The sequence below is a fragment of the Calyptranema fuscum S582 genome, assembly GCF_055793305.1.
Genome location: NZ_JBSLYH010000124.1, coordinates 1 through 1,234, shown reverse-complemented (window position 1 = coordinate 1,234; position 1,234 = coordinate 1). Strand labels below are relative to the sequence as shown.

At 47.6% G+C, this 1,234-nt stretch carries 1 protein-coding gene; it reads left to right on the top strand.

Going from position 1 to position 1,234, the window contains the following annotated elements:
- The first annotated feature begins 91 nt into the window (after positions 1 to 91).
- Positions 92 to 1,219: an ISAs1 family transposase gene (locus tag ACR6Z4_RS32150; RefSeq protein ID WP_479721390.1), complete on the top strand. Its 1,128-nt coding sequence runs from the start codon at positions 92 to 94 to the stop codon at positions 1,217 to 1,219.
- The last annotated feature ends 15 nt before the right edge of the window (positions 1,220 to 1,234 follow it).

Below are 1,234 nucleotides of genomic sequence, written 5' to 3'. Positions count from 1 at the left end.
CAGGGCAAACGCATCTTAAACGTAGGTAGCAGTTCTAGCCTTTCGGGTGTTGATACGGGAAGATCAACTCAACCCAAATCCACACCGAGCCATGATACTCAAAGCGAAAGGAAAGCTGTCAGACCACTTTAGCAAAATCGAAGACCCTCGGATTGAGCGCACCAAACGGCACAAATTAATCGATATCCTGACGATTGCAATCTTAGCCGTGATCTGTGGAGCAGATAGTTGGGTGGGGATGGAGAGCTTCGGACAAGCTAAGCACAACTGGCTCAAAGGCATTTTGGAATTGCCAAATGGCATTCCCTCACATGACACCTTTGCACGGGTATTTGCTCGATTGAATCCAGAGCAGTTGCAAGCGTGTTTTCTGAGTTGGGTACGGTCATTGGTGCGCTTGAGGGAGGGAGAAGTCATTGCGATTGATGGCAAAACGCTACGACAATCCTACAACCCCGCCGACAGCAAAGCTGCAATTCACATGGTCAGTGCTTGGGCAACTGCAAACCGTCTGGTGTTGGGACAGCGCAAAGTCGATGCCAAATCGAACGAAATTACCGCGATTCCACAATTGGTCAAACAGCTTGAGATGGAAGGGTGCATTGTCACCATTGATGCGATGGGCTGTCAAAAACAGATTGCTAAACAGATTATTGAGCGCAACGCTGACTATGTTCTGGCACTCAAAGACAATCAAGGTAATTTGTTTACAGACGTGCAACAGATTTTTGCTCATGCCCAATTGAGCAACTTTGCAGGCATTGAGCATACATTTGAGCAAACCATAGACAAGGGGCATGGACGTATCGAAATTCGTCGCTGTTGGACAATGGGACAGGTGGAGTATTTGGTCGATGCTGACAAATGGGCACAGTTCACCAGCATTGGCATGGTTCAAGCTGAGCGTCGTCTTCCCGGCAAAGTGGAATACGAAACGCGCTACTACATCAGCAGTTTGACCAGTGATGCCGCCCGACTCTCTCAAGCCGTTCGCAGTCATTGGTTGGTCGAAAATGCATTGCATTGGGTCTTAGACCTTGCTTTTGTCGAAGATACCTGTCGTGTTCGTAAAGATTTTGCACCTGAGAACTTAGCAGTTGTGCGACATATTGCTCTCAACTTGTTGTCTCAGGAAACTTCGCTTAAGTTAGGAGTCAAAAACAAACGACTGCGGGCAGGCTGGGATGAAGATTACTTACTCAAGATTTTAGTTGGATAAGATGCGTTTGCCCTG

Coding starts and splice junctions, on each gene's coding strand:
- ACR6Z4_RS32150 (WP_479721390.1), top strand. CDS start 92: ATGATACTCAAAGCGAAAGGAAAGCTGTCAGACCACTTTAGCAAAATC.